This window comes from Pseudomonas sp. PSPC3-2, assembly GCF_049897085.1.
Lineage (GTDB): Bacteria > Pseudomonadota > Gammaproteobacteria > Pseudomonadales > Pseudomonadaceae > Aquipseudomonas > Aquipseudomonas paraveronii.
The window spans coordinates 92,612-115,492 of record NZ_JAFCVO010000013.1 but is presented as its reverse complement, the minus strand read 5'-3'; the positions used below and the strand labels follow the sequence as shown (position 1 = coordinate 115,492).

Below are 22,881 nucleotides of genomic sequence, written 5' to 3'. Positions count from 1 at the left end.
GGAGGCTGCAATGACATCGAAAAAAACAGTCGCCGCGATGCTGATCCTGATGCTAGTCGTCGTGCCGGCCTTCCTGTACTGGCTCAACGCAAGCTACTGGTTCGGCGTCGCAGGAACCATGATGGTCTTCGCGATTCTGGCGGTGAGCGCCAACCTCATCACAGGTACCACCGGCTTGCTCTCATTGGGCCATGCCGGGTTTTACGGCATAGGCGCCTATACCGCCGCAATGACGGCCACTGCCTGGCATTGGCCGTTCTACCTGACCATCCCGGCAGCGGGCCTGGCCGCGGCAGGGGTGGGCATCTTGCTGGCCCTGCCAATTATGCGCCTGGTCGGTATTTACTTTGCCGTCGCCACCCTGGCCGTCGGCGAGATAATCCATGTAACGCTGCTCAACTGGGTCGATTTTACGCACGGCCCGATGGGCATCTCGGGGATTCCAGGAATTGCCCTGGCGGGCGTGTTCAAAAGCGGCAATCTGGCTAACTATTTTGCTGGTGCGGGTCTGCTGATCGCGACAGTTTTTACCGTGCACCGATTGACGCACTCCTATTACGGCAACGCCTTGCGCTCACTGCGTGAGGACGATCAGTGCGCCCAGGCAATGGGGCTGAAAGTGGTGCGCATCAAGACCGAGGCCTTTGCGTTCAGCTGCTTTTTTGCCGGGGTCGCCGGCGCGCTGTGGGCGCACACAACGCAATATATTTCCCCAGGCGACTTCCGCTTTTCTGAGTCGATACTGATCTTGGCAATGGTTGTTGTCGGAGGGTTGGGGAGTATTCCAGGCGCCCTGATAGGTGCGTTGCTGCTCGTTGGGCTGCCAGAAGTTCTAAGGCCGTTCGGTGACTATCGAATGATTGGCGTAGGGCTGGTGATGTTTCTCTGCATCCTGTTCTTGCCCCGTGGCATCTGTGGCGAAGTCAGTGCCATGGCACTGGCGCGTAAGCACCTGAATGCGGCGTGGAAACCCTCACAACAACTGGGCTGGCGGTGAAATGAACATGACGACATCGGTGAAGGCCCACAGTGCACCTGCTCAACTGCTGCTTATGGAAGACGTCACCCGTCGCTTCGGCGGCCTGACCGCCGTCGAAGGCTTTACCGGGCACGTAGGCTTCGGTGAGCGGGTGGGGCTGATAGGCCCCAACGGGGCAGGAAAAACGACGCTCTTTAACCTCATTACCGGGATAACCGGAGTGTCTTCGGGCACGGTGCATTTTTGCGGTGAGCGTGTCACCGGCCTGGCCCCCGACAATCTTGCGCGAATGGGCGTAGCGCGCACGTTTCAAAATCTTCGGGTGCTGCCGAACATGAGCGTTTTCGACAACGTTTCAATCGGCGCTCTGGGCGTGGTCGGGCATTCGCCGTGGAGCAGCCTTTTCGGGCGGCGAACATTGTCCAATCGCATTAGCAAGTTGACCTGGCAAGCACTGGAGCGGACCGGGCTGTGTGACCAAGCAGGAATGTTAGCGGCGAACCTTTCTTACGGACGGCGCAAATACCTGGAAATCGCCCGCGCGTTGGCCTTACAGCCAAAGCTGTTGATTCTGGATGAGCCGGCAGCAGGACTTAACGACACAGAAACAGCGGAACTGGCGTTTTTTATCCGAAGCCTGTCCGACCAGGGGCTGTCGGTGATGTTGGTGGAGCATGACATGGGGTTCGTCATGTCGCTGTGTGATCGAATAATGGTCATGGCGTCGGGCCGCAAAATTGCGGATGGACCACCCGCACATATAGCAGCCCATCCAGCGGTTCTGGAAGCCTATCTGGGAACAGAGGAGGATGAACTATGAATCCCCACGTTCAACCTATCCTGAGTATCGAGAACCTGACAGTGCGCATTGGACCGCAAACCATTTTGCAGAATGTGTCACTGGAAGTTGCGCCATGCAGCATCGTCAGCGTGTTAGGCAGCAATGGTGTAGGCAAAACCACGCTGATGCGAGCGATCTCCGGTATCTATCCCGTCGCCTCAGGTCGCATTGTTTTCGATGGGCAGGACATCACCAACAAGCCGTCGCACCAGATCGTCACCAAAGGTCTTGCCCAAGCGCCAGAGGGGCGTCAGATTTTTTTCGGAATGAGTGTGCTGGAGAACTTGCGCCTGGGTGCGGGCAAGCGTCCCTATCGAGAGTTCAGCGAGTCGCTTGAGCAAATGTTGGTGCTTTTTCCTCGCCTGAAGGAGCGCCTGCTACAAAAAGCCGGAACGATGTCTGGCGGCGAGCAGCAAATGCTTTGCGTGGCCAGAGCGCTGATGAGCCGTCCCCGTCTGCTTTTGATGGACGAGCCCTCCCTGGGTCTGGCACCCAAGGTGATACGTCAGATTTTCGACCTTACTCAAACCATTCGCGCCGGCGGAACGGCAGTACTGCTGGTGGAGCAGAATGCTCGTGCTGCACTGCGCGTGGCTGATTACGCTTACATCCTTGACTCAGGCACGGTTTCACTCTCAGGGCCTGCTGAGCAGATGGCCAACGATGCGCGAGTTCGCGCAGCTTACTTAGGAGGACATGCGGCATGAGTCAGCTAGAACCTATACCCCCGGACGCTCCGTTGCCGCCTTCACTATGGACGGAGAGCGCCAAGCCAGCTTCACAGACCATGCAGTTGTCCCACGCTCATCTTAGAGCCGACGTAGTCGTGATAGGTGCTGGCTTCACCGGTTTGTCTGCTGCTTTGCAATTAGCTGAAACAGGTGTCGATGTCGTAGTTTTGGAGGCTGCTGAACTTGGCTGGGGCGCCTCAGGCCGTAATAATGGCCAGGTGATCCCCTGTTTGTCCCGTGCAGATCCAGACCTGCTTTTAAAGGTATTCGGAGCTCAAAAAGGCGAGGCATTTATCGGGCTGATCCGTGACTCCGCGAGCACGGTATTCGACCTGATCCGAAAGTATGGAATCGAATGTGAGGCCGTTCAGAATGGCTGGGTACAGCCTGCACATAGACCCAGTCGGATGTCATTGGTAAGCGCTCGCTGCAAACAATGGAGGCTGCGTGGCGCTCCGGTAGAATTGCTCGACCGTGATCAAGTTACAGCCATCACCGGGTCTAATTACTGGCACGGTGGCTGGCAAAACCCCACAGGGGGGCACGTTAACCCGTTGGGACTAGTGCGAGGCCTTGCGGCTGCGGCCATGAAATTCGGTGCACGCATCTATACACAAAGTCCGGCACTGGGCATCTTGCCCGCAGGCCCAAACTGGCGGGTTGAAACCAGGGATGGCGTGGTCATTGCCAAAAAAGTCATCATCGCTACCCACGCCTACAGCAGCACATTTTCCAATTCACTTTGGCCGGGCTTGGATCGCACATTCATCCCAATTCGCTCATATCAGATGGCAACCGCGCCAATACCCGAAGGACTTCGTGCAGGAATTCTACCGTTTAACCATGCAATGTCCGACACGCATGGCGACTTGCATTTCTGTCGATTCGATAGCGTAGGGCGGTTGATAACGGGAGGGGCGTTAGTTCTGCATAATAATTTTGAAGAGCGCTTGCAGCGACGTATAGGGACGCGGCTGAAGGACATGTTCCCAGCACTTTGCGAGTTGGGGTCCAAGCCTTTCGAGCACATCTGGCACGGTAACCTGGCAATCACTGCCGATGCCGTCCCCCATGTGCATAAGCTGGCTGATGGGGTCTATGCGTGGCTTGGATGCAACGGTCGGGGGCTTGCACTGGCAACCGCCATCGGTGGCGCGTTAGCCGATGTAGTCAAAGGCTTACCTGAGTCAAAATCACCGTTGCCTTTTGCTGCACTCGAACCGATTTTTTCGCACAGTTTAGCCAAAAGGGTTGCCCCCTTCGGCCTGCTTGGATACCGATGGAGAGACGGTCGTGATTGAGCGCCCCCAGCGGTAGTTGGAAGTACAACGTTGCCCCAAAACCTCCTCATTGAGTATTGCGCATGCGTAAGCATATCCAAGGTATCGACCATGTGGTGATCGCCGCCAGCAGCATGGACGCCGTTGCAAAAACCTATGGCCAGTTGGGCTTTACACTCACCCCCCGCGGTTACCATTCCATGGGATCGGAAAATCACTGCGTAATGTTTGAGGACGACTACTTTGAGTTGCTTACCGTTCCGCGTCCGCATCCGGCAACACGCTATTTCCAGTCATTTGTGGAGGACGGAGGAGATGGGCTATGCGCATTGGCATTAATGACCGACGACGCGTCAGGTTTTCACGATGAGCTGAATCGTTCTAACATTGGCAGCGGCTCGCCTTTGGACTTTTCGCGGCCAGTCCAATTGCCGGAGGGCACCCGTGATGCGCGCTTCCGTATCACCCAGGTCGACTTGGAGTCGACCCCAGCGGGTCGAGTTTTTGCCTGCCAACATTTTACTAGGGACGTCGTCTGGCGTAGCGAATACACCCATCATTCTAACGGCGTAATTGGCTTGGCGAGTGTCACAGTCATCACTGACCAGGTGAAACTACTCGCATCAGCTTATGGTCAAGTATTTGACCGTGACTGTGCACCCAGTTCGTTGTTTACGCCTGGTCTGCAAATAGATACCGGTAATGTGCCTTTACATTTCACCAGCGAAGCCGCTTTCAATGCCTGCTATCCCGGTCTGACGCTGGCGAACCGCCCCAATGCCTATTACGGAGCCATAGGCTTCAGCGTTAAGAGCCTTACGCCTTTACGCGCTATCTTGCAGAAAAACGGCATTTCTTTCGTCGATATCTCACCCACCACACTGGGGATAAGCGGACAGTACTGTCACGGAGTGACGCTTCTGTTTCACCTGTGAACTGGCTCCACTGAACGAGCCCCATGAAAGGCAGGACACCGTTTCCCTCTTACGATAAGGGATAGGCAAGCGGTTATATTTATGACTAACAGCGACGACAAGAGTGGGGCGCTTCTGGGCCAGGAGCGCTGACGCCGCTGGAGCGCGGAGCAAAGACTGGCCATGGTTCGCGAGAGCCTTGAGCCTGGGCAAAGCGTTTCGGTAGTCGCTCGGCGCAACGGCATCAATGTCAACCTTGTCGTCTAGGTCTCGCTACCGCATCTGGGAATAATGCCCTGGCAGCAGAGGCTAGCGCGCAAACCGCTTGGCCCCGGCCACACAGCCGATCACCGCGACCGTCACCAGCACCATGCCCAGGCTGACCTGCTCATGCAGCAGGCCCGCTGCCAGCGCCAGGCCGAAGAATGGTTGCAGTAGCTGCAACTGGCCGACCGCAGCGATGCCGCCCTGCGCCAACCCCCGGTACCAGAACACAAACCCGATCAGCATGCTGAACAGCGCCACATAGCCCAGGCTCAGCCATGCCGGCAGGCTGATGCCGGTGAAGGTCGGCGGCGCGAGCATCAGGCTCAACGGCAGCGCCACCGGCAACGACACCACCAGCGCCCAGCAGATCACTTGCCAGCCGCCCAGGCTGCGCGACAGCTTGGCGCCCTCGGCATAACCCAGGCCGCAGACCAGCACCGCCAACAGCATCAGCAGGTCACCGGTCGGGGCGGCGCTCAGGCCCTGGGCGACGGCATAGCCCATCACCAGCGCACTGCCCAGGATCGAAAACAGCCAGAACACCGGGCGTGGCCGCTCGCCGCCGCGCAGTACGCCGAAGACTGCGGTGGCCAGCGGTAGCAGGCCGATGAATACGATGGAGTGCGCGGAGGTCACATATTGCAGGGCCAGCGCCGTCAGCAAGGGGAAACCGATGACCACGCCGAGGGCAACGATGGCCAGGGGCATCCATTGCGCGCGCGCTGGGCGCTTTTCCTTGAATAAGCACAATAGGCACAGCGCCAGCACGCCGGCCAGGGTGGCGCGCAGCAGGGTGAAGAACACCGGCTCGAATTCCATCACCGCCAGGCGCGTCGCCGGCAGCGAACCGCTGAAAATCACCACGCCGATAAAACCATTGATCCAGCCCTGCGTGCTATTGGCCTGGGGATTGAGCGGTGAGGTACGTTCCATGACGAGGGCCCGAAAAGGAGAAGTTGCGTGCGGGCCATGCTAGGCATGAAGATTAAGACAATCAAAAAATTGTCATGGATACATCGCCGATGCCCCACGCCCGTTACAAAACCCTGGTCGACACCTTTGCCGAGGACATCCGCAGCGGCAGGCTATTGCCCGGCGTCCGCCTGCCCACCCATCGACAACTGGCCGCGCGCCATGGCCTGGCGCTGGTCACCGCCAGCCGGGTGTATGCCGAGCTGGCGGCCATGGGCCTGGTCAGTGGTGAAACCGGTCGCGGCACGTTCGTGCGCGAGATTTCCCTGCCACCGGGGCAGGGCAGTGGGCAGATGAGCGTGGCGCCGGGCATGCTGGATCTGAATTTCAACTACCCGTCATTGCCGGGTCAGGCCGATCTGCTACGCACGGCGTTGCGTCAACTGGCGCTGTCGGGGGATCTGGAGGCGTTGTTGCGCTACCAGCCCCACGCCGGGCGCCAGCATGAGCGTGCGGCGGTGGCGCGTCATCTGCTGAGTCGTGGGCTGACGGTCGAGGCTGACCAAGTGCTAGTGGTCAGCGGCGCACAACATGGGTTGGCCGTGACGCTGATGGCGCTGCTCAAGCCGGGGGATGTGATCGCCGTCGACGCGTTGACGTATTCGGGGTTCAAGGTGCTGGCCGAGACCCTGCACCTGGAAATGTTGCCGATCGCGGTCACCGCCAGCGGCCCGGACCTCGATCATCTGCACAGCCTGTGTCTCAAACGTCCGGTACGTGCGGTGTACAGCATGCCGACCCTGCATAATCCGCTGGGCTGGGTGATGGGCCTGGAGCAGCGCGAACAACTAGTGGCCATCGCCCGTCAGCACAATCTGATGATCATCGAGGACGCCGCCTACGCGTTTTTGGCAGAACATGCACCACCGCCTTTGGCGACACTCGCACCGGAACGCACGGTGTATGTCGGCGGCCTTTCCAAAAGCGTCGCCACTGGCCTGCGGGTCGGCTTTGTGTCAGCCCCGGCGGCTTGGGTGAAGGCTCTGGAGCGCAGTATCATGGCCACTACCTGGAATGTGCCGGGTGTGATGAGCGCGATTGCGGTGGCCTGGCTCGACGATGGCACGGTCGCCCAGTTGGAAGCACAAAAACGCCAGGATGCCCAGGCGAGGCAGGCATTGGCGGCACAGGTGCTGCAGGGGCTGGCGTACATCAGTCATCCCTCGTCGTATTTTCTCTGGCTACCCCTGGCCGAGGATGCCCGGGCCGATCAGATCGCCATGACTTTGCAGCGCGAAAATATTGCCGTATCCACCGCCGAACCCTTTGCCGTCGGCGCCCATGTGCCCCATGCGCTGCGCCTGGCGTTGGGTTCGGTGGGGATGACGGCGCTGCAGGAGGCGTTGGTGGCGGTACGCAAGGTGGTGGCATGGTGAACTTAGCTTAGGCGGCTCACCACCGCAGTCAGAGCGTGAAGCCGCGCGCCATAATGCGTACTGACGCTATCCGCCACTTCCTGCTTAAGTGGCACATCGCTATGCTACTGGCAAAACACCGAACCACCTTGGGAGAAAAAATGGACTTTAATTGGCACAGCGACCCCCTCACCCGCAGCACCCCGATCACCCGTCACTACAAAAACACCCAGAACGTGCGCCGTTTCATGCTTGAACACTGCGGCCCGGGGTTCAAGTTCGACCGCGCATTCATGGCCTGGATTCGCAACGACACGGCCAAAACCCTGGGCGACATGGTGGATGAGTGGCAGCGTCGAAACGAGCGCTTGTGATCACCCAAGGCATGGCGGTGCTGATCGACTACGGCACCCATTTGACGCCAGGCCTGCTGCTGTTCGGCGTGTGGTTTGCACTCACCCCCAGGTCGATGACGGCGATGCGCATCCTGATTCTGTTGGCGGCGTTTGTGCTGATGCGCGATGCGATGACGCCGTTGCGCATGTGGTCGATCAGTGACGACGTGCAGATTGCATTCACCGCCAATGCCTTTGTGCTGGCGGCGCTGGGCGGTCTATCGCTGTTGCTGGTTGCCGGGCTCGCGTGGGTGGCGCCGGACTTGTCGCGGTTGGTCCTGTGGTCCAAAGGCAATTGCGCCGTCGGACTGGCGACCGGGTTGGCGGTAGGCTGCCTGATCGGCGTACCGCTGCGGCTTTACCAAGGTGTGGATACGCAAGCGATCCACGACTACTGGGTGTGGCTGCCAGGCATGGTGGTGTTGGCCTATGGCGCCAATGCGTTGGAAGAGGTGTTGTTTCGCGGTTATCTGCAGGGGTATCTGGAGCAACAACTGACGCCGCTGCGGGCGGCCTTGATCAGCGGCGTGGCGTTCGCGGCCTGCCATGCCTTTCTGGCCCTGAGCGTCACCCAACTGGGCTGGCCGGTGTTGCTCTTTACCCTGATCGAGGGGCTGGCCTGCGCATTGTTGCGCATGCGTCATGGTGTGTTGGCCGCGACGCTCGCCCATGGCACGGCGATCCTGTTGATTGCCGTGCCGCTGGTTGCTTAAGCGAAATGCGCTGCAAATGTGGGAGCAAGCAAGCCAACTCCCACATTTTCAACGCACTCAGCGTGGCGTGAGTGCCGGTGTACGCGGCGGAATCAGGCGATTGCTGCCGGTGGCCTCATACGCCGATGCCAGCCGCAGCAGCGTAGAGTCATCGTAGGCACGCCCGGCAAAGGTCAGCCCGACCGGCATGCCAATATCCGCCATCACGCCCATCGGCACGGTAACGGTCGGCACGCCCAGATGGCGAATGGCAAGGTTGCCGTTGGCGACCCACACGCCATTGCTCCAGGCGATATCGGCGGAGGCTTCATTCACATCGGCATCCGCAGGGCCGACGTCGGCCACGGTAGGGAAAATCACCGCGTCGAGGCCGAGCTTATCCATCCAGTCTTCCAGGTCGATGCGCCGGGTCTGTTCGAGGCCGCGCAAGCCGTCGGGCAGGGTGCTGATCTGGTCCCACGGGGTGATCCCGCGTTGGGCCATGCGCACGTATTCGTCCATGCCGGCGGCCAGTTCGTCCTCGCGGTTGGGCAAGGTGCCAGGGTCATGGGGGAAAATCTTCGGCCCGTCGACATCCGCCAGGCGGTTCAGGCTCGGGTCGTTATTGGCACGCAAGAAGTCATCGAAGGCCCACGCGGACAGTTCCCACAACTCATCGTGCAGGAATTCCTTGGACACCAGGCCACGGGTAAACACCGTCGGCGCACCGGGACGGTCGCCTTCGCAGTTGGACACCAGCGGGAAATCCACTTCGATGACTTCGGCCCCGGCGGCTTCAAGGGCCTGGCGGGCGGCTTGCCACAGGGCGATGACACTGGCGCGGGTGATGATTTTTTGCCCGGTCGGGCCACCGATGCCGGGTTTCTCGCTGGTGCCGGCGTCGGGGTCGGCGTTGATGTACATGCGTGGTACGCCAAAGCGTTTGCCCGCGAGGGATTCGGCTGTCGCGGCCAGTTCAGCGTAAGCCGCCGGGCGCACCGAGGCGACGCTGGGGATCGGCACCCAAGGCTGTAGGCGCCACAGGTCGCCACGGGTGTCGGGGTCTTCGGCGACCACCACGTCGAGTACTTCCAGCAGGTCGGCCATGGTGCGTGCATAAGGCACCACCACGTCCATGGTCGGGGTCAGTGGCCAGTTGCCGCGCACCGAAATCACCCCACGCGACGGGGTATAGGCACACAGGCCATTGTTGGACGCCGGGCCACGCCCGCTCGACCAGGTTTCTTCCGCCAGGCCGAATGCCGCGAAGCTCGCAGCAGTCGCGGTGCCGGCGCCGTTGGACGAGCCGGAGGCAAACGGTGCCGTCAGGTAGGCGGCGTTATACGGGCTTTCCGCGCGGCCATACACGCCACGCTGCATGCCACCATTGGCCATCGGCGGCATGTTGGTCTTGCCCAGGCAAATGGCGCCACCGGCCCGCAGCCGCTCGATGGTGAAGGCGTCGCGATGGGCAATCAGCTTGGCGAACGCCGGGCTGCCGGACGCCGCCGTGAGGCCCTTGACCAGGTAACTGTCCTTGGCGGTATAGGGAATGCCATCCAGTGGTCCCAGTGTGGCGCCCTTGGCCCGGCGTGCATCGGACGCCTGGGCTTCTTCCAGGGCTGCGGGGTTGCGCACCACCACGGCATTCAGCGCGGTCGCTGTCTGCGCACCGTCATAGGCGTCGATCCGCGCCAGGTAAGCCTGGACCAGCTCAACGGCCGTGGTCTGGCCGGACTCAAGCGCTGCGCGCAATTGGGCAATGGAGACTTCGGTAACTTGCATCACGTTTTTTTCGCCGCCTTCAAGTGGGGGTATGGCGGCAGTCTACGGACAGATATTTCACAAAACCAGCGGCGAATAATCTTCGAAAGCGCGGCGCATGACCTGCCACGTGAAGTCGTCGGCGGGAATCAGATGCTCGATCCGCAGCGAGGCGAGAGTAATGTCCTGGGGCATGCCGAAGGTGGTGAAGGTCGATAGAAAGTTCAGCTCGCCCTGGGTCGAGCGCACACGGGTCAACACCAGTGGCGGCATGGCGGTGGGTAGCTCGGTGTGGACGGGCACCGGCAGGCTGGCCAACAGCGCGGCCAGCGCCGGGTTACCCAAGGCCTCGCGGGTTGCCCGTTGCCAGGCAAGGGTGCGGATCTCTTCGGCGTTGATCAGGTGATCGCCCAGGCCGCCCGATTGCAGCAAGGTGCTCAGCAGGTTCACCCCATCCGCCGCGTCCGGGTTGATCCCGACCAACCCAAAGAGCACGGCGGTACTGGTGTTGGCCGCCAGCACTTGCCACTCGCTGCCGAGCAGAATCGCCGGCGCGGGGTTGTTGGCGTGCAGCACATGGCCGACCGCTTCGCGAATGGCCGCCATGGTCGGCGAGGCGAGCGGTGTGGCGGCGTAACGCGGGGCGAAGCCGGCGGCGAGGAATACGCGGTTGCACTGGTCGAGGGGCGCCTGCAGCGCGGTCAGCAGATTGTGCAGGGTGCCCGGGCTCGGCTTGGCGCGGCCGGTTTCGAGGCAACTGAGGTGGCGCTGCGAAATCCCGGTGATCAGGGCCAGGTCGAGCTGGCTCAAATGCGCCTGTCGGCGTAGCTGGCGCACGTGTTCGCCGGCGGTAGCAGGGTTGTCCATGGCGTGACCATGACCTCCGAGGTCATTGCGAGGGGCTGAACCTTATCACTATCGTGGGCCTCGATCACTTCAAGGAAGAGACCATGCACAGACCCTATATTGCCCTGGCCGGGTTGCTCGGATTTTCGCTGTATACGCTGATGACAATGCTGACTGCGCAGCAGTCGCTGCTGGCGTTTGGACTGCAATTGCTGTCGCAGCCGGACACCGCGCAAGTGGTGATCGACCTGTATCTGATGGCGCTGCTGGCCGGTGTGTGGATGTACCACGATGCCCGGCGGCGAGGGCGGTCGGTGGTTTCGGTGCTGCCTTACTGGGTGCTGACGGCGCTGTTTGTTTCGGTAGGGCCGCTGCTGTATATCGTCATCAATGGGTTGCGGGATGAATGAGCTTTTGCGTGTCTACGCACTGTGCGTGCTGGTGTTGTGCCTGAAGATGCTGGCGATTTCCTGCTATCAGGGCTTCTTCCGCATTCGGGGGCGGGTGTTCACTAACCCGGAAGATGCGGCTTTCTTCAACCGCACGCCGCAGCCAGAGGAACTGCCGCAAGTCGTCCGAGCCAGCAAGGCGTGGGCCAATGATCTGGAGAACATTCCGCTGTTTTTTGTCGTCGGAGGGCTGTGTGTCGCGTCGGGCACCGCTGTGGTAGCCACGGGTGTGCTGTTCGGGGTTTTTACCCTGGCGCGGGTGGTACACACGGTCATGTATCTGAGGGAGTACCAGCCTTGGCGCACGCTGGCGTATGGGGTGGGCGTGGCGAGTCTGATCGGCTTGGGCGGTATGCTCGGCGCCAGAATGGTCTAAAGGGAACCGGCCTCCTCAAGCGCTAGCTGTCGGCGCCGGCCCCGTGTGATCTGCCCGCCGAATGCCGTCACGCGGGTGGCCGGCTCAACCGATCAAACGCCCTTGGTCGATGGCAACAGGATCGTCAGAATCCCCACCAGCGGCAGGAACGAGCACAGCGTGTAGACATAGGCGATGCCATGGCTGTCCGCGAGCAGCCCCAGCAGTGCCGCGCCAATACCACTGAAACCGAACATCAGGCCAAAGAACACGCCGGCGATCATCCCGACATTGCCTGGCACCAGCTCCTGGGCGAAGACGACGATGGCCGAGAACGCCGAGGCCAGGATGAAACCGATCACTACGCTGAGCATCGCAGTCCAGAACAGGTCGACATAGGGCAGCGCCAGGGTGAACGGTGCTGCACCGAGGATGGAAAACCAGATGACGGTCTTGCGGCCGATCCGGTCGCCGATCGGCCCACCAAAGAAGGTGCCCGCGGCCACTGCGCCGAGGAACAGGAACAGGTAAAGCTGGGAGCTGGCGACCGACAGGTTGAATTTCTCGATCAGGTAGAAGGTGAAGTAGCTGGTCAGGCTGGACATGTAGAAGTACTTGGAAAACACCAGCACGGCCAGCACCACCAGGGCGAAGGTCACGCGGCTTTTCGACAGGCCGTGGGTGGCTTTGCTGCCTTGCTTGAGCTTGAACAGGTTGAGGTGGTTGCGGTACCAGCGGCTCAAGCCATGCAGCACCAGGATCGCGAACACGGCAAACAGGCCGAACCAGGCGATATGGTCTTGGCCGTAGGGAATGATGATCGCCGCCGCCAGCAACGGGCCAAGCGCGCTACCGGTGTTGCCGCCGACCTGGAAGGTCGATTGCGCCAGGCCGTAGCGCCCGCCGGAGGCCAGGCGGGCCACCCGTGACGTTTCCGGGTGGAAGGTCGACGAGCCGACGCCGATCAGCGCCGCCGCGAGCAGGATCGCCGGGAACGTGCCGACAAACGCCAGCATCAAGATGCCGGCCAAGGTACACACCATGCCCGCTGGCAGCAGCCAGGGCTTGGGGTGGCGGTCGGTGTGGTAGCCGATCCACGGCTGCAGCAGGGAGGCCGTCAGTTGGAAGGTCAGGGTGATCAGGCCGACCTGGGTGAAGCTCAGTCCGTAGTTGGCCTTGAGCATTGGATAGATCGATGGCAGCACGGCCTGGATCAGGTCATTGATCAGATGCGCCAGGGCGCAGGCGCCGAGAACGCGCATGACCAAGGGGCTGACGTGGGGCGGGCTGGAGGTGGCAGCGGGAGACGCGGTCAAGGTCGACATGCAGGCATTCCATACAAGGCAGTGAACGACGGGGAGGCGGGCAGCGATGATTTAAACCGCCGCTCCATGGGTGAACTCGGTGTTTATGCTAGATTTGCCGCCGATGCCTGTCTCGCGAAATTCGGGCAGCAAACATCGCAAAAGGGGCGAAGCCATCAAAACACTGGACAAATTTCTGCGAGAGATCGATGAGGGCGAGTGGGCCGTCATCAGTTCGGCCACCGACTATGCAGATAACTGGGTGATCCCCGAGCACCGCCACGAGAAGCATCAACTGCTGTACGCCACCGAAGGCGTGATGGTGGTGCATTCGGCGCAGAATCAGTGGACGGTGCCGCCCAATCGCGGCTTCTGGATGCCCAGCGGGCATGTGCATTCGCTGCGTTGCGTCGGTGTTCTGAAAATGCGCAGTGTGTTTGTGCGCCCCGCGAGTTTTCCGAACTTGCCGAGCGAAACCAAGGCCGTCAGCATTTCACCGCTGCTCAGTGAGCTGATCAAAGCCTCGGTCAGTTTGAAGCCGCCGTATGCCGAAGATTCGCGCGACGCCCGGATCATGCACCTGATCCTCGACGAGCTCGCCCTGTTGCCGGCCTTGCCGCTGTTCCTTCCCCAGCCTGCAGACCCGCGCATCCGCCGGATTTGCCTGGCGTTGCAGGATGACCCGGGCGATGCCTCGACCGTGGCGGATTGGAGCGAGCGCCTAGGCCTGGACCAAACCACCATCCAGCGCCTGTTCCGCCGCGAAACCGGCCTGACCTTCGGCCAGTGGCGCCAGCAAGCGCGGTTGCTGCTGGCACTGGAGCGGATAGCGGTGGGCGAGAAAATTATCGATGTGGCGTTTGAGCTGGGCTATGAAAGCCCCAGTGCCTTTACCAGCATGTTCAAAAAACAGTTTGGCAAGACGCCGAGTCAATTTTTTCGCTAGCGCCCGCCTCGTCGAGCGTTAACACGGCGGGGTGCTCGCGTACACGTCCAGCAGGCTGTTGAAGGCGTCGATATCCAGCGGTCGGCTGAGGAAGTAGCCTTGACCTTCGTCACAGGCCACTGCCTTGAGCAGTGCCAGGTGTTCGGCGGTTTCAATTCCTTCTGCCGTTACCGTCAGCGACAGGGCGCGTCCCAAGCCGACAATGGCCTGAATAATGGCCTTGTCATCGGCGCTGTCCTCCAGCCGGTTCAAGAAGCTGCGGTCGATTTTCAACCCGTCGAACGGGAACGCGCGCAAGTAGCTCAGTGAGGAGTAGCCGGTGCCGAAGTCATCCATGGCGATGCGCAGACCCAGGTGCTTGAGGGTGTGCATGACCTCAAGCGCGCCGACGGCATCGTCAAGCATCACGCTTTCGGTGATTTCCAGTTCCATGCGCGTCGGCTCGATGCCCGACTTATCCAGGGCGTACCGCACGCGCTCCACCAGGTTGCCGCGCTTGAATTCGGTGGGTGACAGGTTCACCGACACAAAAAGATGCTCAGGCCACTGCGCGGCGCACGTGCAGGCGGTTTCAAGCACCCAGTCGCTCAGCGAAAGGATCAACCCCGACTCTTCGGCAATTGGAATGAAGGTGTCCGGTGCGATCAGGCCGTGCAGCGGGTGTTGCCAACGCACCAGGGCTTCGGCGCCGACCATTTGCCCGTCGCTGATGCGATAGCGCGGTTGAAAGTGCAGGCGCAGTTCTGCGTGCTTGATCGCAAACCGCAGGTCGCTTTCCAGGCGGCGACGCTCGATGATCCGTGCGTTCATTTCACCGGAGTAAAACCGCCAGGTATTACGCCCCGCAGCCTTGGCTTCGTACAGGGCGATGTCGGCGTAACGCAGCAACTCGGTGACCCCGTTGGCGTCATTGGGCGCGAGGGCAATGCCGATGCTGGCGCTGATGAACACGTCCTGCTCGTCGACTCTGATGACCCGTTCGACAGACTCGATCAAGCGCCGGCACAGGGCTTCGACTTCGTCCTGGGCGCCGGCGTCGATGAGGATCAGCACAAATTCATCGCCGCCGACGCGAGCGACCAGGTCACCGTGGCGCACGCAATCGGCCAGGCGGCTCGATACCTCATTGAGCACCCGGTCACCGGCCGCATGCCCGAGCAAGTCATTGACCGGCTTGAACCGATCCAGGTCCAGGCTGAGCATGACCAAAGGGTGCTCCAGGGTAGGCAACGCTTTGAGTTTTCCGTCCAGAAACGCTTGCAGGCGCGTGCGATTGGGCAGCCCGGTGAGAGCGTCGTGCAGGGACAGGAACTCGATGCGCCGCCGCGCTTCGACTTCTTCGGTCACATCGGTGGCGGTCCCGCGAAACCCGCCGCAGGGCATTTCCCGCGCCGACAACCGGGTGGTGCGCTCACGCCCCTGGGCGTCGACGTAGCGACACTGAATGCTGGTGTCCGCGCGCCGCTTGGCCGTGCTCAGCCACTGCGAAAGGGCGCCGTCATCGGTGTCCAGCAGGGCGTGCAGGGGGGCGCCGATCCAGGCCTGGAGGTCCAGGCCCGTGACGCTTTCGAAGCGCTCCGACAGATAGGTGAAGCGCCACAGGTCGTCTATTTCCCAGACCCAGTCCGAACTGGCTTCCACCACATCGCGAAAGCGCGCTTCGCTGGTGGCCAGCGCGTTTTGACTGTCTTGCAGCGACGTGTGGCTGGTATCGAGGGCTTGGGCGTCCGTCGTGGTGCGGCGCATAATCAGCCAGCTCATCAGGCACACCAGCAGCGCAGCCAGACCCAGCAGCGGCAGGCCAACAGTCGTTAACCGCACACCGGGCCGCTCGGGCTGCCAATGCAGGCTGCCGGCGGCGCCGTTATCACTCAGGGAGAACAACAAGGTCTTGCCGATTTCATCGGGTTTAGCGATATGCAGGTGATCGACGCCAAAGTCGTTACCGATTTCGGTCAGCTTGGCGCTGTTGAGGATATCGATGAAGAACAATACGGAGGCTTTTCGCCCGTCCGCTATCACGGTGGGGTCAGTGCCTGGCGTTATCGCCGCTGCCGCCACCAACGTGGGGCTGCCGCGCACGTTAATGAACCTCGTGACCGGTGTGTCCGTCGTGGCGCCTGCGCGTGCTTGTTCGAGCATCGCCGCGATGGGCTGGCCGAGCCATTCGGTGAGCTCAATCGGTTGCAATTTGCCCTCGACCACCGCGTACACCGTGCGGTCCAGGTCGTTGACGACAAACACGCCTTGAAAACCGAAATCATGGAACAGCGTGGGCCCCACGTTTTCGCGAGCATAGGCCCAATCCGTGTCCACGGTAACGTGCAGGTATTTATAGGCATCGCCCCAGAACGCGTAATCCTTGACGGTCAGGCGTAGGGATTTTTCCAGGGAATGCACCGCCTTGCGGGTGTAGAAGGCGCTTTCGCTGTCTTCGAATCGGTCCAGCTCGTGGGCGAGGTACACCAGCGAATAGCTGGCCGCTGCAAACACGCAGGCGAGCAGCGCCACGCACTGGAACAGCGACGTGCGCGCCAGCGACAGGCTGGTGCGCTGGGAAAGCTTGCGAACGAACGGGGCGAGGGTATTTGGCATTGATTCCCGCAGGGCGCAGCTGCATGTCGGGGGGGGGTGACAGGCTATCGGCCGCCTTGCGGAGAAAATGAGTGCTTCAGGTGCGGTGGGTGGCGGTGCGCCCACTACCCTGCACTTGACTCAAGCGTGGCCCAGCGGCCCTTAGTTGATCCGAGGATGCTGTTGCGCTTGGTGAGTAATTGCATGGAACCTTACCCCAACAGCCGCCATTCGATGCTTTCCTCATTGACTGTGATGATGTCGGGCAGCAAAAACCGCGACTTATGACTCTCAACCCGCAGGGTGGGCATGATCTCGTTCTTCTCGAAACGGTGGATAACGCCATCTTTGAGCCGCGAGTAAGCATCGCGACTCAGGCTGAATGCCCGCCAGTAGCCAGTCTGGGGGCAGGCCTGGCCGCTGGTGCAGGTCGGTTCGGGGTAGCTGGCCTTGATGAACGCGGGAGAGTCGGGCGTGGCTCTGCCGGTTGTCGGTTCAAGAAGCTTGGCTTTGGCCAACTGCTGGATCAGTGCTTCGCTGGGCTGTTCTGGCGGGACATTGGCCAGGCGTGCTTCCAGCCATTGCAGTTTGCCGTCCCAGGTGGGGAGTTTGGCGGGAGGCAGGGGGAGGATTTCGTTGATTTCGGGGACTTTGGGGTTTGCGTAGGAGTATCTTGCGAGAATTCGCCAGATTTTTTCATAGCGCTCAGCGCGTTCGAGGTCTTCCTGTTGACCGAGATAGTAAAGCCAATCGGACGGTGGCGGATTACGAAAACCTTTGTGCAAGCGGGAGGCCGCGGTACTGGTACCAGCTGCCACCCCTAGCTGGAATGCCTCTAGAGCGGCTTCATATTGGCCTTCGATTTTAAGATCGATACCCAATGCCACTGCTGCTTCGCCATTCCCTTGCTCCGCCGCACAGCGGCGCATCTGCCGGGCTATCTCTGGTGCAATTCTAATCGGCGCCAACTTATCTCCGACGATTTGCTGAGCCTGGGCACTGCCATGATCAGCGGCCTTGCGGAAGTAGCGCAGTGACATTTCCTCATCCTGCTTCAAACCCGCAGACCCCTGTTGCAGGAATATCCCGACAAAGTAATAACCTGTCGCCACATCCGCGTCGATCAGTCGCTGGCTCAGGCGCAGATGCTCATCGCCCCGAAGCTTGAATTTTCCACGCATCGCTCCGTTCTGCAGATTGATATTGGCCTTGTAATGTTCGTTCTCGGCCGCAATGCGATACAGCCGCTCAATTTCGATGTCGACGCTCTTGTCTTGTTTGAGCTGGTTATTTTTCTGCAACCAACGGGCGTACTGGAATAGCACATCGGCTTCCATCGACGGATCAGGGATGGTTTCGTGTACACAGGCGAAGGTCAGTTTTTGCTTGGCCTCGGTGATCGGATTCATGGGGATGTCCCGGTTCAGTTGATTAAGGGCACCACCGTTATTACAGGCGGCTAGCAGCAGGCTGGTCAGCAGAACGAGTCGACGCATCAGTCGAGGTCCTTCAGGGTGGCTTTACCGTAATAAAAACCGACGAGCGAAGATTTAGGTGTCAACTTTTTCGATTGACGTTCTTTGTTTTCATGGATGATGTCTGTCCAAGCATCAAACGCCTCCTCCGGCTCATCCTGCGCCCCCCGCCCATCCGTATGCAGATCCCACAACCGGCGCCGCAACGCCCGCGTCACACTCATCCATTCATGTGCAACGTTCAGCTCGCTATCCACCTGCATGCTGCGCGTGTTGATATTCGCCGAACCGTGGGTGGTGAACACGTCATTGACGATCATCAGCTTGGAGTGGATATACACCGGCATCCACGATTTTCCCGCTGGCGAATCAGGCGCCACCAGCGAGCAGAGGTGAACCTTCAAGCCCGGCACCTCCTGCGGAACAATCGTGCTGTCCTCAATTTCCTTGGTTTTTTGATCCAGTTCGGCCTGCCACTTTGCCAGCTCCCTCTGCCCGACGTGATCGCGTGGATCAGGCGTTGGCCGCGGCGGAGCGGCGTCTTTTACCTGTTCGATACGCCGCAGTTTGGTCACTTCCGGAATCGTGTTGGCGCGCCCCAGGCTTTCGAGCATGCGCTGGGTATTCACAGTGCCCGCCCCGATGCCGTCATCGGTCGCATTGGTGATCACGAACAGGTGCAAGGCGCCATGCACGCCCGGATCACGCCCAGCGCCGGTTTGGACTTCGGCCGTCGCCTTGATGGCTTCGGCCAATGGCGGCCAGCGAAAGTACTGGTTCTCGATATAGACGAACTGGGTCGCATTGTTGACCGCGTTCAGGTAGAGCTTCTCGATATCGCGCTTGCCCGCTTGTGCCTGGGTGCGCAACAGTTGCGCCAACTGGCGAGTAGCGCCAGGCGTGCATTGCAGTTGCGGTCCGACTTGCTTGGCTTGGCGAAGGTGGAGCAAATCCTCGCCGGTTTCCTTGCGCCAGGCGCTGGCGAAGTTATGGTGCAGGTGCTCCAGGATCGGCCCGCTGAGCTGACTGGAAATGTCCTGGCGCGGAGTGTTGCCACGCGGGCCGCGATTGGGTTCGGGTTTACTGTCTTCGGTTCGGTGCAGCGCCGAATGTTTATCATTATCCCAGTACTCATCGAGGATGTTGTGGCCCATGACAAACCCGACGGCGCGGTCCGGCAGTTCGTAGTCGACCAGCACACTCTTCTGGTGGTGGCTGGCAGTCCACTTCAGTACCTGACGCATCTTTGTACTGATCTCGGGATCAAGGCTGTCATATTTCACCGAATGGGCAATTCCGGCCCGATCAGTCAGGTCGAAACCTCGGCTGACGAACACCGGAAGCCCCTTCGCCGCCGGTTGCGCAGCTTTACCGTCCGAGACCGCGCAGTCGGTAAACCAGCGGCGATCCGTGTCGTATTGGGCCTGGGTGGAGCTTTGCAATGCCCGATCCTGAATGCGCACCGTGCCTTTGCCCGGCAGGTTCGCCTCGTCCGCAAGGCCGGCGGCGTTGAGCGGCATTTCCCAGCCCAATACGCGAACGTTGACGCCTTCTCGAGCCTTGGTCTTGAGCAGGTCGCCAATACTCGGGTGCTTGCCGTCACGAATAAAGAACATCGACGGCTGGAAGCCCCAACAGATGATGTCGACCGTTTTAGTCGCCTTGGCGATAGCCAGATGCACGGCCTCGAAGGTTTCTTCACCGTTGATCAGCGGCTGATAGGTGGCCTCCACCGGGTGATATTCACTCCCCTGCACGTACCAGGGCGCGGTACAGGTGGCCTGCTGGGAATGTTGCAGGGCGACGGGCACAACGATGTCGGGCTGTGTCATGAAGTTTTCCCTTCCTGGTCATTGGCTGTGCCCATCACGGCGGCGTACCGGGCACGGTGATCCGTGTGCGAGGCGGGTTGGCTCACCTCGGTATCCGTTTGCGGGCGGTGGTTGTGTAAACCGCTGTTGGCCAGGTTCGCTTGCCCGGTATTGCGATAGTCGGTGGGCACCGGGATCTGGTAGGTCACGTCGTTGGCCAACACCATTCGGTACTGCTGCGTCACGACCGCGTGGTCGATCAACACTTGCCCGGACTTGTCCAACACGCCCTGCTTAAGCACTGCACCGTCGGCATAGAGAGTGTAGGGCATGCCTGTCCAGCCTTGATCAGAGGCATTGGGGGTTTGCGGCACGTTGAACCGCAGCGGTTGTTTGAACAGGCTCTGTGGGTACTCCGGATCTGCGGCTTTCTGGCTGGCTGGACCGAGGGCTTCGAAGTACGCCGCTTTGATCAGGTAGTCGCCCAGGGTCCCGGACTCGATGCTGCTCGCATCGAGGGTGATGTAGCTGCCACCGGCATTCAGGGTGATTTTCTTCTTCGCGACGATACGGATTTCATCTTCGCTGCTGATGATCTCCAAACCCTGACGGGCCATCAGTTGCAGCGCGTCGTTTTGTGCCTGGATCTTTACCGGGCCTTGGTTGGCAATCAATTGGATGCCCAGCTTGCGCACGAACAGGCTTACCCCTTGTCCCACGCCGATGAACAGGCGCTTGATCACACTGATATCCGCCTCGGCCCCAGCGTTGATCATCAGGTTGTTTTGAGCGGCCAATTGCAGGTGCTGGCCGCTGGTTACCGCAACGCCTTGGGGGGCGCTGAGTAATACAACCGAGGCTTTGAGTTGATCGAGCTGATCTCGCATCAATTTCAGTTGTGCTTGCGCATCCGCGGGGTCTGCATTGGCGGCCTGGGCATCGGCCGATAATCCTTCCAACTGGTCACTTGCCTGTTGTAACCGACCCAGCGTGGCACTCATTTCCAGCATATGTCCCTGAGCCTTGGGTTGCGCGTCGGCACTGATCAAGATCCCACTGCCCGCACGAATAGCGGCATGCCCATCGGTCCGCAATTCCGCGCCCTGGCCTCGCGGTTGGCGCTTGGCATCAACCAAATTCCCCAGGTTGAGCTGGCTCTTACCACTGTGCTCAGTACTGACCTTGATATGCTCCTGCCCCCGCGTGTCATCCATGCGCAGCTTGTTATTCGCCGGAGTACGCAGCACGTTGCGTTTGTAATTGCGCAAAGTCACATGATCAACGTGTTGGCTGTCGTGCAGCGCGTGGGCGATGTAAGGCCGGTCCGGGTCGCCCTGTTCAAAGGCGATGGCGACTTCGGTGCCGGGGATCAACGGCAGGTGCAGGCCGTGGGTATCCCCAGCGTAGGGTCGGGCCAGGCGTAGCCATAGGCTTTCTTCACCGGGTTTCCAGGCGTCGCGGTCGAACAGGAAATTGACCTTGTAGCGCCCTTCGATGTCGATGTGGCCATAGGGGTCGTTGGCCTGCGGGCTGGTGACGCGGGCCGGGACGGTGCCGGCGATTTGCGGTTTGTCTTGCAGCTCCGGGCGAAAGCACACCGTTTCCGAGTAGGGAATGGCCTCAAACGTCACTTCGTAACTGGCGTCGCGAGCGGCGCGGCTGATCAGTTGGGTGATCACCGCACCTGGCGCGAAAGCCTGTGGGGCGCCGCCAGAGATTTTAAGTACCTGCCCTGGAGCAAGGGTTGCGCTGCTGCTGACGCCGCTGAGTTGCGTTTGGCCGTTGAGGTAACGCTCGTGGCGCAGGCGCGCGTAAAAATAACCGCTTTCGCTTTGCAGGTCTTCGTCATGGGCATAGCGGTCGCCCATGACGGTGTAGGGTTCGGCGTAGTGATAAGCCTCGCCGTAGGTGCCGTTGGCGCCGCGAGTTTGGTCGATGTCACCGTTCAGGTGAGCATTGGCCACGCGGTGATGGTAGGTGCGGATATTGACGTGCTGTTCCACCACGTGGTGGCTCGATTGCAGGGCCCACACACCGTCCTGGCCACTGCTGCTGAGCCCGGATTGCGGGCGGTAGGCCAACTCCACGTCAAACTGGTAGTGACGCTGGTCATCGTGAAATTCCACCACGTCGATATTCAGGCGTTCGTCGCTGGTGAATCGGTACCAGATGCCGACGTCAGCCAGCAGGCGCGAGATGAAGGCCAGATCGCTCTCGCCATACTGCATAACCTGTTCGCGCTTGGGGTATTCACGCACCAGGCTGAAAAGGAAGTCCTGGCCTTCAAAATCGTGGCGGCTGCGCAGGATGCTTTCGACGATTTGCGGTACAGATTGGTGTTGGTAAATGCGGAACTGTCGGCCTCGCCCAAGCAGGGCAAGGTGCGGTTGCAGGGTGATTTCGTAGCGGGCTTCATCAGCGGAGCCGGACAGGCGTTTGAAGCAGGTGACTACGCCGTGCAAGACACGCAGCGGTTTGATCGAGGGCACGCTCAGGCCCCGAATGCGCGGCGGTTGCGGCGCCCCGTACAGACTGAAACGAGCGTTTTGGCCAAGCATCTTTTCAGCGGTAATGTCGCCGTTGGTGCTGGTGAACTCCACAACATAGTTGAACAGTTGGCTCAGGCCCTCTGTACCCTTGAAGGCCAGGACGTCGAGCGACTCGTCAACATCGCGAACAGTGAGTGTGTGCCGACTATGGTCGAAGAAAACGCTCGGTAATACGCTGGAAGCCATTCCTTTTACTCCTAGACGCGAAAGCCCGAAGAGTAAAGATTTGGTATCGGTGATTAATGTCGGAAGATTCGCCTTTACGAGACAGGCACTTCCTGAACGTATTTTCGAGCCCCGTCCCAGAAAGGGTATGCGGCGTGCTCGACGATGTCCCCGGCGAGGCACCGAACGTGGTGTTTCGGGCTTGTCGTCCTACAAC

19 protein-coding genes and 1 pseudogene are annotated in these 22,881 nt (G+C 60.4%); 12 read left to right on the top strand and 8 right to left on the bottom strand.

Annotated elements, in window-relative coordinates; translation table 11 throughout:
• Window positions 1-10: 10 nt before the first annotated feature.
• The 6 genes and pseudogenes from ACP7CJ_RS21185 to ACP7CJ_RS21160 all read left to right on the top strand — a co-directional run.
• Complete coding sequence (locus tag ACP7CJ_RS21185) at window positions 11-997, top strand: branched-chain amino acid ABC transporter permease (protein WP_276192779.1); 987 nt, start codon at window positions 11-13, stop codon at window positions 995-997.
• A 1-nt stretch (window position 998) separates the two neighbouring features.
• Window positions 999-1,799 (top strand): ABC transporter ATP-binding protein, encoded by an 801-nt coding sequence (locus ACP7CJ_RS21180; protein WP_276192780.1) that lies wholly within the window; start codon window positions 999-1,001, stop codon window positions 1,797-1,799.
• On the top strand, window positions 1,796-2,527 hold the full coding sequence (locus ACP7CJ_RS21175; RefSeq protein ID WP_426101706.1) for an ABC transporter ATP-binding protein: 732 nt from the start codon (window positions 1,796-1,798) through the stop codon (window positions 2,525-2,527). Before ACP7CJ_RS21180 ends, ACP7CJ_RS21175 begins: the two co-directional genes overlap by 4 nt.
• On the top strand, window positions 2,524-3,852 hold the full coding sequence (locus tag ACP7CJ_RS21170) for an NAD(P)/FAD-dependent oxidoreductase (RefSeq protein WP_426101704.1): 1,329 nt from the start codon (window positions 2,524-2,526) through the stop codon (window positions 3,850-3,852). Before ACP7CJ_RS21175 ends, ACP7CJ_RS21170 begins: the two co-directional genes overlap by 4 nt.
• Window positions 3,853-3,914: 62 nt before the next feature.
• The gene (locus ACP7CJ_RS21165; protein WP_426101702.1) at window positions 3,915-4,766 is read left to right on the top strand and encodes a VOC family protein; all 852 of its coding nucleotides are present in this window, start codon (window positions 3,915-3,917) and stop codon (window positions 4,764-4,766) included.
• 132 nt (window positions 4,767-4,898) lie between these two features.
• Window positions 4,899-5,000, top strand: a pseudogene (locus tag ACP7CJ_RS21160) (transposase); the annotation flags it as partial.
• 54 nt (window positions 5,001-5,054) lie between these two features.
• Here the strand turns inward: ACP7CJ_RS21160 and ACP7CJ_RS21155 are convergent.
• Window positions 5,055-5,945 carry a DMT family transporter gene (locus ACP7CJ_RS21155; RefSeq protein WP_426101700.1) on the bottom strand — a complete coding sequence of 297 codons (891 nt, stop codon included), beginning with the start codon at window positions 5,943-5,945 and terminating at the stop codon, window positions 5,055-5,057.
• 89 nt (window positions 5,946-6,034) lie between these two features.
• Between ACP7CJ_RS21155 and ACP7CJ_RS21150 the strand changes: the two genes are divergently transcribed.
• The 3 genes from ACP7CJ_RS21150 (at window position 6,035) to ACP7CJ_RS21140 (ending at window position 8,447) form a co-directional block, all read left to right on the top strand.
• Window positions 6,035-7,360: a PLP-dependent aminotransferase family protein gene (locus ACP7CJ_RS21150; RefSeq protein ID WP_426101698.1), complete on the top strand. Its 1,326-nt coding sequence runs from the start codon at window positions 6,035-6,037 to the stop codon at window positions 7,358-7,360.
• A gap of 140 nt (window positions 7,361-7,500) precedes the next feature.
• Window positions 7,501-7,713, top strand: coding sequence for a DUF6434 domain-containing protein (locus ACP7CJ_RS21145; protein WP_426101696.1), 213 nt, complete (start codon window positions 7,501-7,503; stop codon window positions 7,711-7,713).
• Window positions 7,710-8,447: a CPBP family intramembrane glutamic endopeptidase gene (locus ACP7CJ_RS21140; protein ID WP_276192786.1), complete on the top strand. Its 738-nt coding sequence runs from the start codon at window positions 7,710-7,712 to the stop codon at window positions 8,445-8,447. The genes ACP7CJ_RS21145 and ACP7CJ_RS21140 overlap by 4 nt, the downstream gene beginning before the upstream one ends.
• 57 nt (window positions 8,448-8,504) lie before the next feature.
• Here the strand turns inward: ACP7CJ_RS21140 and ACP7CJ_RS21135 are convergent, their stop codons facing one another.
• On the bottom strand, window positions 8,505-10,214 hold the full coding sequence (locus ACP7CJ_RS21135; protein WP_276192787.1) for an amidase: 1,710 nt from the start codon (window positions 10,212-10,214) through the stop codon (window positions 8,505-8,507).
• Between the two features lie 54 nt (window positions 10,215-10,268).
• On the bottom strand, window positions 10,269-11,057 hold the full coding sequence (locus tag ACP7CJ_RS21130; RefSeq protein ID WP_426101694.1) for a helix-turn-helix domain-containing protein: 789 nt from the start codon (window positions 11,055-11,057) through the stop codon (window positions 10,269-10,271).
• Between the two features lie 83 nt (window positions 11,058-11,140).
• On the opposite strand from ACP7CJ_RS21130, the gene ACP7CJ_RS21125 reads away from it, so the two are divergent.
• Window positions 11,141-11,446, top strand: a complete 306-nt coding sequence (locus tag ACP7CJ_RS21125; RefSeq protein WP_426101692.1) for a DUF2834 domain-containing protein — start codon at window positions 11,141-11,143, stop codon at window positions 11,444-11,446.
• Window positions 11,439-11,861 (top strand): MAPEG family protein, encoded by a 423-nt coding sequence (locus ACP7CJ_RS21120; RefSeq protein WP_276192790.1) that lies wholly within the window; start codon window positions 11,439-11,441, stop codon window positions 11,859-11,861. The genes ACP7CJ_RS21125 and ACP7CJ_RS21120 overlap by 8 nt, the downstream gene beginning before the upstream one ends.
• A gap of 92 nt (window positions 11,862-11,953) precedes the next feature.
• On the opposite strand, the gene ACP7CJ_RS21115 is transcribed toward ACP7CJ_RS21120, so the two are convergent.
• Window positions 11,954-13,165 carry an MFS transporter gene (locus tag ACP7CJ_RS21115; RefSeq protein ID WP_426101690.1) on the bottom strand — a complete coding sequence of 404 codons (1,212 nt, stop codon included), beginning with the start codon at window positions 13,163-13,165 and terminating at the stop codon, window positions 11,954-11,956.
• A gap of 103 nt (window positions 13,166-13,268) precedes the next feature.
• Between ACP7CJ_RS21115 and ACP7CJ_RS21110 the strand changes: the two genes are divergently transcribed.
• Entirely contained in the window at window positions 13,269-14,090 is an 822-nt protein-coding gene (locus ACP7CJ_RS21110) for an AraC family transcriptional regulator (RefSeq protein WP_426101688.1), read from the top strand.
• 18 nt (window positions 14,091-14,108) lie between these two features.
• Here ACP7CJ_RS21110 and ACP7CJ_RS21105 read toward each other — a convergent pair whose 3' ends face one another.
• The 4 genes from ACP7CJ_RS21105 to ACP7CJ_RS21090 all read right to left on the bottom strand — a co-directional run bounded on the left by ACP7CJ_RS21105 (window position 14,109) and on the right by ACP7CJ_RS21090 (window position 22,685).
• Entirely contained in the window at window positions 14,109-16,685 is a 2,577-nt protein-coding gene (locus ACP7CJ_RS21105; protein ID WP_426101685.1) for a bifunctional diguanylate cyclase/phosphodiesterase, read from the bottom strand.
• Window positions 16,686-16,876: 191 nt separating this feature from the next.
• Window positions 16,877-18,160, bottom strand: a complete 1,284-nt coding sequence (locus ACP7CJ_RS21100; protein ID WP_276192794.1) for a DUF6396 domain-containing protein — start codon at window positions 18,158-18,160, stop codon at window positions 16,877-16,879.
• Window positions 18,160-19,971 carry a phospholipase D-like domain-containing protein gene (locus ACP7CJ_RS21095; RefSeq protein WP_276192795.1) on the bottom strand — a complete coding sequence of 604 codons (1,812 nt, stop codon included), beginning with the start codon at window positions 19,969-19,971 and terminating at the stop codon, window positions 18,160-18,162. Before ACP7CJ_RS21095 ends, ACP7CJ_RS21100 begins: the two co-directional genes overlap by 1 nt.
• A complete protein-coding gene (locus tag ACP7CJ_RS21090) occupies window positions 19,968-22,685 on the bottom strand; it encodes a type VI secretion system Vgr family protein (RefSeq protein ID WP_426101683.1) in 2,718 nt (905 codons plus the stop codon). Before ACP7CJ_RS21090 ends, ACP7CJ_RS21095 begins: the two co-directional genes overlap by 4 nt.
• Window positions 22,686-22,881: the final 196 nt, after the last annotated feature.

Bases quoted from the DNA above. Each gene is read 5' to 3' on its own strand.
- ACP7CJ_RS21185 (WP_276192779.1), top strand. From the start codon at position 11: ATGACATCGAAAAAAACAGTCGCCGCGATGCTGATCCTGATGCTAGTC.
- ACP7CJ_RS21180 (WP_276192780.1), top strand. From the start codon at position 999: ATGAACATGACGACATCGGTGAAGGCCCACAGTGCACCTGCTCAACTG.
- ACP7CJ_RS21175 (WP_426101706.1), top strand. From the start codon at position 1,796: ATGAATCCCCACGTTCAACCTATCCTGAGTATCGAGAACCTGACAGTG.
- ACP7CJ_RS21170 (WP_426101704.1), top strand. From the start codon at position 2,524: ATGAGTCAGCTAGAACCTATACCCCCGGACGCTCCGTTGCCGCCTTCA.
- ACP7CJ_RS21165 (WP_426101702.1), top strand. From the start codon at position 3,915: ATGCGTAAGCATATCCAAGGTATCGACCATGTGGTGATCGCCGCCAGC.
- ACP7CJ_RS21155 (WP_426101700.1), bottom strand. From the start codon at position 5,945: ATGGAACGTACCTCACCGCTCAATCCCCAGGCCAATAGCACGCAGGGC.
- ACP7CJ_RS21150 (WP_426101698.1), top strand. From the start codon at position 6,035: ATGCCCCACGCCCGTTACAAAACCCTGGTCGACACCTTTGCCGAGGAC.
- ACP7CJ_RS21145 (WP_426101696.1), top strand. From the start codon at position 7,501: ATGGACTTTAATTGGCACAGCGACCCCCTCACCCGCAGCACCCCGATC.
- ACP7CJ_RS21130 (WP_426101694.1), bottom strand. From the start codon at position 11,057: ATGGACAACCCTGCTACCGCCGGCGAACACGTGCGCCAGCTACGCCGA.
- ACP7CJ_RS21125 (WP_426101692.1), top strand. From the start codon at position 11,141: ATGCACAGACCCTATATTGCCCTGGCCGGGTTGCTCGGATTTTCGCTG.
- ACP7CJ_RS21120 (WP_276192790.1), top strand. From the start codon at position 11,439: ATGAATGAGCTTTTGCGTGTCTACGCACTGTGCGTGCTGGTGTTGTGC.
- ACP7CJ_RS21115 (WP_426101690.1), bottom strand. From the start codon at position 13,165: ATGTCGACCTTGACCGCGTCTCCCGCTGCCACCTCCAGCCCGCCCCAC.
- ACP7CJ_RS21110 (WP_426101688.1), top strand. From the start codon at position 13,269: ATGCCTGTCTCGCGAAATTCGGGCAGCAAACATCGCAAAAGGGGCGAA.
- ACP7CJ_RS21105 (WP_426101685.1), bottom strand. From the start codon at position 16,685: ATGCCAAATACCCTCGCCCCGTTCGTTCGCAAGCTTTCCCAGCGCACC.
- ACP7CJ_RS21100 (WP_276192794.1), bottom strand. From the start codon at position 18,160: ATGCGTCGACTCGTTCTGCTGACCAGCCTGCTGCTAGCCGCCTGTAAT.
- ACP7CJ_RS21095 (WP_276192795.1), bottom strand. From the start codon at position 19,971: ATGACACAGCCCGACATCGTTGTGCCCGTCGCCCTGCAACATTCCCAG.
- ACP7CJ_RS21090 (WP_426101683.1), bottom strand. From the start codon at position 22,685: ATGGCTTCCAGCGTATTACCGAGCGTTTTCTTCGACCATAGTCGGCAC.